Raw genomic sequence first — 6770 nt, 5'->3', positions numbered from 1 at the left:
GTAAATTTACCAGCGTAGTCACCGGATTAGCCGGATCACTCACATCGACTTTCCAGTAAGAGGGGGTGCTACCGCTATTGACTATGTAAAGATTGTTCCCGTCTGCAGAAATGCCATTGGGCTCACCCGAACCCAACGACACCTGTACTCCATCGACATAATATACGGCTATATTGAGAAAGGCGTCAACACGGGCTGTCACATAAACGTGTCCTCCTACTACCGCAATTCCCGAGGCGTAAGAGGTCCTTGTACCATAAGGAAGGTAAGTAGGAGTTGGATTCCCATCAACCCAGTATGCGGCAACGGGGAGGCCTGTAACAGGATTTACGGCGGAACCACAAGCATATACATGGCCGCCGGTGGCAACGATCCCGTTGACCACATCTCCAGTCAAAGAAACACTCGTTGGAGTACCACTACCGTTATCTACCCAGTATTTAGCCTGGCCGCCTTCGCTTCCGCCTATATAAATAGTACGGGTAGTTAAGGACGTTAATGAACTATGCTGTTTACTTTCATTTAATGATGGATTGGTTTGCGTGTCGTTAAACCCCTTCTTACATGCGAAAAGCAGTAGAGAAATTGTTGCTGATAAAAACAGATTAATACTTGCTGTTCTTTTCATGGTACATAAAGTTTAATTGTTAAATGCTTAATGGTAAAAGTTTACTTGAATGTAGAAGTATCCGTTAGCAGACATTATATGCCCGTCTGATGATTTTATCCATTCAGTAATCCAGATTGGAACAATGGGTTTAAGGAAAGTTTCAATACAACGATAGCCAAACCTTTAAGTTTGGGATGTTCAGGTGTCTTTGATTTTTTTGGAAAAACAGAATAGTAATGCAGAAAAGCAGGAGGTGCTTGATAGGATATTCTCCATGATAAGGTTTTTGAATTTCAGAGTAAGGTTTACAGGTCTAATTTACACTTTTTGCAAATGGGCCCAAATTAAAATTTCTATTTCGAACTGTTGGTTACGAAGATGCACAGCCGTATGCACTTATTGGCTAATTCAACACGCCTATTGGTAAAAATAACACGTCTATTGAAAAAAGTTTTTTGTCGAAGGGAATTAATTACTATTGTGGCATTTTGCATTTCCAACCTTATAACTATTTTCTAGTTTTATCAACGCCCGGTCACCTTTACTGGAAGACGGAACTTGTTGAACCAGCCAAACATGAGCAATGTATCTGCTCTATAGATTATGTAAATAAGCCCCCTAATAGTAAGGGAATAATGCAATCGCTATTTTTGGGGAATTAGTGAAGGCACACAGTCGTTTAATTTGCAAATCAGCATGTAAAACAACAATTTGTTCATTTTTAACCCTTTTGATGTTGGTGGGAAAGAATTAACCCCTTATTTTTGCACTCTTTTCTAACCACCAGGGAAGAAAATAAGTTTTGTCTCCGTAGCTCAGTTGGTAGAGCAATTGACTCTTAATCAATGGGTCCAGAGTTCGAGTCTCTGCGGGGACACCAAGCCCGACTTTTTGAAAATCTGTTCAGAAGGCCGGGCTTCTTCTTTCAATACAACGCCCGCCAGTTCTACACTTAAAAGGAATAACGAATTGATTTTTGATTTTGAACTGCTGCGCATTGATTTCCCGCTCCTGGTTAACGGCATTAAACAACTTCGCTAATTGCAATTGAAAAAGCTTAATATATTTCTCCTGTAAGGTTACTTCGTTCAGGATCGTTAAATTTTTCGTGGAGCTTTTTGGCGCTTACGTTACAGGAGCATTGGCTTCCGATAATTGTCGTAGTTCTTTATTCGGCTTCAGCTGTCGTTGCCTGCAATGCTAAATCAAAACTTTAAATGGCAATGCCTTTAAATACCCATGCTGCATAATAGTGGCTTACCCAATGTACTCACGATCGTGGGGTGGTAAATGCCTGAATAAAATATCAAGATATTTATTTATATTTGAGCCCAAGCTTAATGAAACGGGTCTTCTCGTTTGATTTAACAACTGATTCGTGTATTTGCCATACTTATAACCGCAAGGAAATCTCCCGACTTGCTCAAAAACCTGAATAAATGAGATCCTCAGGTGGGCCCAATACAAGTGGGGCCGCGAGTATTAATAAATATCCCGACTAGATTCCCGAAACACCTTAGTCATTTTTACAACCAAAGTATCACTAGTGATAAGAACCAATTTTTTGGATTCGAGGAACACTCCTCGATATCTTTTGAAAATTGATATTAGTATAGAATTGCTTAAATAACTATATGAAACCATCTACTTTAAAAAATAAAATTTTATGGGGTGACTGGTCTTTTTTTGGGGTCGGTCTTTTTTTTATTATTCACGGTTATTGCATTAATGTAGAGATGGTTCCATTAAAACCATTAGCCTTGTTGTTGATCGGATTGTTAATAGCAGCTTACTTTATATTTTTTATCAGCAAAAAAGTTCTGGCATCCGACCGTAAAGCCAATATTTTTACTTCGTTAGTAGGAATAGCCGTATTGTTCTTTGGCGTTTTCCAAAATTTCATTACGCAATTCCGTTTTCTGTCTGACTATTCCAGACTCAGGTTCTTTTTGCCTTTTATTCTTTTGATGTTGGCGTTGCTATTTATTTGGCTAAAGAATACCAAATCTTCATTACAAAAAGCAATATTGTTCATGAACGTCCTTCTAGTTATATACATAGGTTTGGACACCGGAATGATATTACAGAGCCGCCTATTCCCACCAGAAAGAGATAAGTGGGATTTGGCAAAACAGCATTTATCTACTTGCGATAGTTGTGATAAGCCATCCGTTTACCTCGTATTGCTTGACTCGTATTTTGGATCGAAGGGGCTTAAGGAATATTTCAATTATGATAATTCTGGTTTCGAAAATTTTCTTACATCCAATGGTTTTCATGTAGTGCAGGCCAGTCATAGTAATTATATTTATACAATATATTCAATGGCTTCCTCATTAAATATGCAATATTTGGGGAATGTGGGGCAACCGGATTTGTCGAATCATTATGGGTTTATTACGGCCACTACAGCCATAAAAGAAAATATAGTATGTAAGTTTTTTGCCAGACAAGGGTACCAAATTAATAACTTCTCCATATTTGACCTGCCATTTTCTCCTTCCAATTGTACGCTGCCGCTATTAACAGGTAGAATGCAATTAATCAATAGTCAGACTATGTATTATAAGGTAGTTTATGCTGTGCCTTTTATTCTTGAACATGTTGGAATGATGAAAAGATCGAGGGAAGAATTTTTTAATACCTTTTTTAACAATAACGAACATGCTATGGAACAAACCCTGGCTGCAAGTAATAATTCAAATTACCCCCCACAATTTACGTACCTGCATCTGTTAATGCCCCATGATCCGCTTTTGCTGGATAGTAACGGACACAAAACGAAAGAAGCTGATGGAAACTGGTCATTACCGAGAGATAGTGTTGACAATATGTTTCTGCAATACGAAGTATATGTAAATAAACGAATTGCTTCATTTATAACCCAATTGAAAAAGCAAACAGCCGATAAAGCAGTAATTATAGTAATGAGCGATCATGGCTACAGAGGTGTAAAACCAGGTAGTAATAGAATCCTTCCTTTTTATAATCTTAATGCAATTTATCTTCCTAAAAAAAACTATGAAGGGTGGTACAATGGAATAAGTAATGTGAATCAGTTCAAGGTGCTGTTTAATACATTATTTCATCAGCAAATGACACTACTTCCCGACTCCATAGTTGCCAGGTAAGAAATACCTTATATATTTTGCTTTTGTGGACGCAGCTTGAAAAGGCTGCTTTTTTTATTTGCATGTGCAATTAATGAACGAGGGTTAATTCATAGTTAGCAAGAATAATTGCATAAATACGCAACTCGAAATTGGCATACAACTACTTTTATTATTAAATTAGCGCATTCGATATAGAGTTCAGCGAAAGACTGCAAACATGATGAAAACAGTATCAGGGACAAAATTTGACAGCGTAATTAAAGAAGGATTTCAAGATTTATTGAAGCCCTTAGGTTTTAAGAAAAAGGCAAATAACTTTTACTTACAACCTGACACTATTGGACAAATTATTAATGTTCAAAAAAGTCGTTGGGGAAACAAGGATAGCATTAGTTTCACAATAAATGTCGGAATATTTGTACCTGAGTACTGGTTAAAAGTCCACAATGTTAGCAACAAAGAACTACCAGCATATCCAACTGAAACCCAGTGTTTGATTAGAAAGAGAATAGGCGACCTAAGAGAAGACCAACACGACACCTGGTATGATATTAATGAAAGAACGGATGAACAACAATTGATATCCGAAATGAGAAATAATTTGACCGGCATCATATTACCATACTTCAGCAGACTCAGCAGCAGGGAAAAAATCCTACAGGAACTAGACAGTGCAGATGTGATGATGCCGCCTTTGGAAAAATTAATAGTGTATGGAGAATTGGAACAGTTTGACAAAGCTAAACGAGAATACGAACAGCTTCTAAGCAAAAGTACAGACCTGGTATTTTCAATGAAAGTAAAAGAGTACGGACAAAAATATGGCCTTGATAAATAGATAAACCACAGCTAACAAGGTATTGCCAAAAGCGGTGCTGGCCAAACCTTTACATCACGCCGGCTTACGATCCTGAGGGGCGAACACGAGTGATCTTTAAACGATTCAACTTTCGACATCTGTAAGATTTTTTGGAGTTGATAGCCCGTTTCGGTACATTTATTCTATCATTCTACCAGCTTCGTTTTTAAAAGCTTTTTTTTCTTATAGAAATCTTCAATTACATCAGGCGCCTGTTCCGGCAGCTTTCTATCAGCAATCATGTAGGCGGCTTCCACAAAGTGAAGGACGATAGCACCTGAATAATAGTCATTACCTCAACGAAAAACAGGGAACTACCTTACGAACAAAACTCAGCGATTGTGACACGCTGTGAAGGTAATCAATATTAAAAAAGGAGGATACAATGAAAAAAACAACTACTTCAGATGGCAGGACCATCAGGGTGGGAGTAATCACCGATCAAACGGGTGCACTCTCGTTCATGGGGACCGCTGATGCAAACGTGGCTAAGATGGTAATTAATGATATCAATGCAAAAGGCGGTTTGTTGGGGCGACATTTAGATCTTTACCTTGAGGACAGCGCAACTACAGATAGTATTGCGGAAGCCAAAGCTACCAAGCTCGTTCAGCAAGATCATGTGGATGTAATCTTTGGCGGCATTTATAGCTCCACGAGGCAGGCTATTAAGGGCCCTGCTGTAGTTAAGGGCAAGAAATTGTATATTTACCCGGAGCAATATGAAGGGGAGGAATCTGATCCGCTCATCTTTTGTACCGGTCCCGTACCAGCGCAACAGGTTGAACCGCTTATTCCCTGGCTGATGAAGGAAACAGGGGCAAAGAAATTTTACCTGCCGTCGGCTGATTATATTTGGCCACACACAATGAACCGGAAAGTGCGTGAAGTTGTCACGGCTCACGGTGGTGAAATAGTGGGAGAAGAATACTTTCCTCTCGATCATTCTGACTATAGCAAAACTATTCATAAGATCATGTCTGGTGGCGCAGAGGTGGTATTTAATACAATCGTTCCTCCCGGGCTCACGCCATTCCTCGAACAACTTTACAAAGCTGGTTTCTCAAAAAAAGGCGGACATATAGTCTGCACGTATTTCGACGAGAACTTCTTCAACCTGGTGCCGGCCGCCCACGTGGAAGGGCTGTACAGTTGCCTCGATTACTACCAGAACATAAGCGATCCATTTAGTAAGAAGCTGATCGATGAGTATAACAAGCTCTATCCAGGCAGCGCCAGGTTCACTGCCGGCAGTGCGTGTTCAGGCATGTACCGGGGATTGAGGCTCTGGGAAGCTGCTGTTAAAGAAGCTGGCTCGTTAAAGCAGGAAGATGTCATCAAGGCACTGGACCATGCAAAGATTGCTGAAGGACCAGGTGGTGCAGCTGAAATGGTGCCCGGCCAGCATCACGTTCGAATGAATATGTATATTGCCCAGGCAAACAATGGTAAGTTCAAAATTGTAAAGAGCCTGGGGATCATTGATCCCAAAGAACGGATGTTAAACTAAATAAACAATATTTGGATGCCATAAACGGCATTAGCTAAAAGGATCCGCCTGTTTTTGCTGCGTAAGGCCCTATCGTGCTGCGAAAGGTCTGCGGCGAAACCCCGGTCTGCTTTCGGAAGAACCGGCTGAAGTAAAATTCGTCATCGTATCCCAGCTCGAAGGCAATTTCCTTAATTGGTTTGGTTGTAAGATAAAGTTCCCGCCTGGCTTCGATGATCAACCGGTCGGCAATCAGATTGGTAAGGGTTTTCTTGAAATGGAGCTTGCTTAACCTGTTTAAGGTGGGTATCGTTGAATGGAGAAGCCCGGCATAGCCAGAAGCCTGGTGGATTTTTCTGAAATGTACTTCAATCTGCTCCTTCAGGGCAATAGCCAGCGGCGCAGCCGTATGGGATGCCACAGCTTCCTTTTGTTGATTGAGCTTGATCCTGGATGCATTAATCAAAAAAATTTTGAGATAAGAGATCAATGCATCCTGATCCGGTTCATTATGACTTTCTATTTCGTCTCTCATCTGCTTCGTGAGCATCACCTGTGCCTCGGCCTCTGTGGGCGTTAGCCTTACCAGCGGGGTATCGTATAGGTTATTAAAAAGTACGCCATTGCAGGATACCTCCTGCCGATGTTTGAAGAGACAGAAAAAGGAAGGCGTGAACTGAATCAGAATTCCTTTGAATT

General features: G+C 40.3%; 6 protein-coding genes and 1 tRNA gene. 5 read left to right on the top strand and 2 right to left on the bottom strand.

Translation table 11 applies throughout. The features are described from left to right. Positions 1-628 (bottom strand): hypothetical protein (locus ACJ751_RS24320; protein ID WP_407748132.1); only part of this gene is annotated, 628 nt, incomplete at its 3' end. Positions 629-1414: 786 nt separating this feature from the next. Between ACJ751_RS24320 and ACJ751_RS24315 the strand changes: the two genes are divergently transcribed. The 5 genes from ACJ751_RS24315 to ACJ751_RS24295 all read left to right on the top strand — a co-directional run bounded on the left by ACJ751_RS24315 (position 1415) and on the right by ACJ751_RS24295 (position 6092). After that, positions 1415-1490, top strand: a tRNA-Lys gene (locus ACJ751_RS24315). 11 nt (positions 1491-1501) lie between these two features. Beyond that, positions 1502-1651 (top strand): hypothetical protein, encoded by a 150-nt coding sequence (locus tag ACJ751_RS24310; RefSeq protein ID WP_407748131.1) that lies wholly within the window; start codon positions 1502-1504, stop codon positions 1649-1651. Between the two features lie 593 nt (positions 1652-2244). Continuing rightward, complete coding sequence (locus ACJ751_RS24305; RefSeq protein ID WP_407748130.1) at positions 2245-3741, top strand: sulfatase-like hydrolase/transferase; 1497 nt, start codon at positions 2245-2247, stop codon at positions 3739-3741. Positions 3742-3940: 199 nt separating this feature from the next. Next, positions 3941-4561 (top strand): DUF4304 domain-containing protein, encoded by a 621-nt coding sequence (locus tag ACJ751_RS24300; RefSeq protein ID WP_407748129.1) that lies wholly within the window; start codon positions 3941-3943, stop codon positions 4559-4561. A 406-nt stretch (positions 4562-4967) separates the two neighbouring features. After that, positions 4968-6092 carry a substrate-binding protein gene (locus ACJ751_RS24295; protein ID WP_407748128.1) on the top strand — a complete coding sequence of 375 codons (1125 nt, stop codon included), beginning with the start codon at positions 4968-4970 and terminating at the stop codon, positions 6090-6092. Between the two features lie 34 nt (positions 6093-6126). Here the strand turns inward: ACJ751_RS24295 and ACJ751_RS24290 are convergent. Beyond that, the coding region (locus tag ACJ751_RS24290; RefSeq protein WP_407748127.1) for a helix-turn-helix domain-containing protein at positions 6127-6770 on the bottom strand (644 nt) is incomplete at its 5' end.

The organism is Niastella sp. (genome assembly GCF_045805085.1).
GTDB lineage: Bacteria > Bacteroidota > Bacteroidia > Chitinophagales > Chitinophagaceae > Niastella.
Note: the sequence above shows the minus strand (reverse complement) of the source record. Positions and strands in the feature narration are given on the sequence as shown.

Excerpts from the sequence above, each read along its gene's own strand:
- ACJ751_RS24305 (WP_407748130.1), top strand. The coding sequence starts at position 2,245 with ATGAAACCATCTACTTTAAAAAATAAAATTTTATGGGGTGACTGGTCT.
- ACJ751_RS24300 (WP_407748129.1), top strand. The coding sequence starts at position 3,941 with ATGATGAAAACAGTATCAGGGACAAAATTTGACAGCGTAATTAAAGAA.
- ACJ751_RS24295 (WP_407748128.1), top strand. The coding sequence starts at position 4,968 with ATGAAAAAAACAACTACTTCAGATGGCAGGACCATCAGGGTGGGAGTA.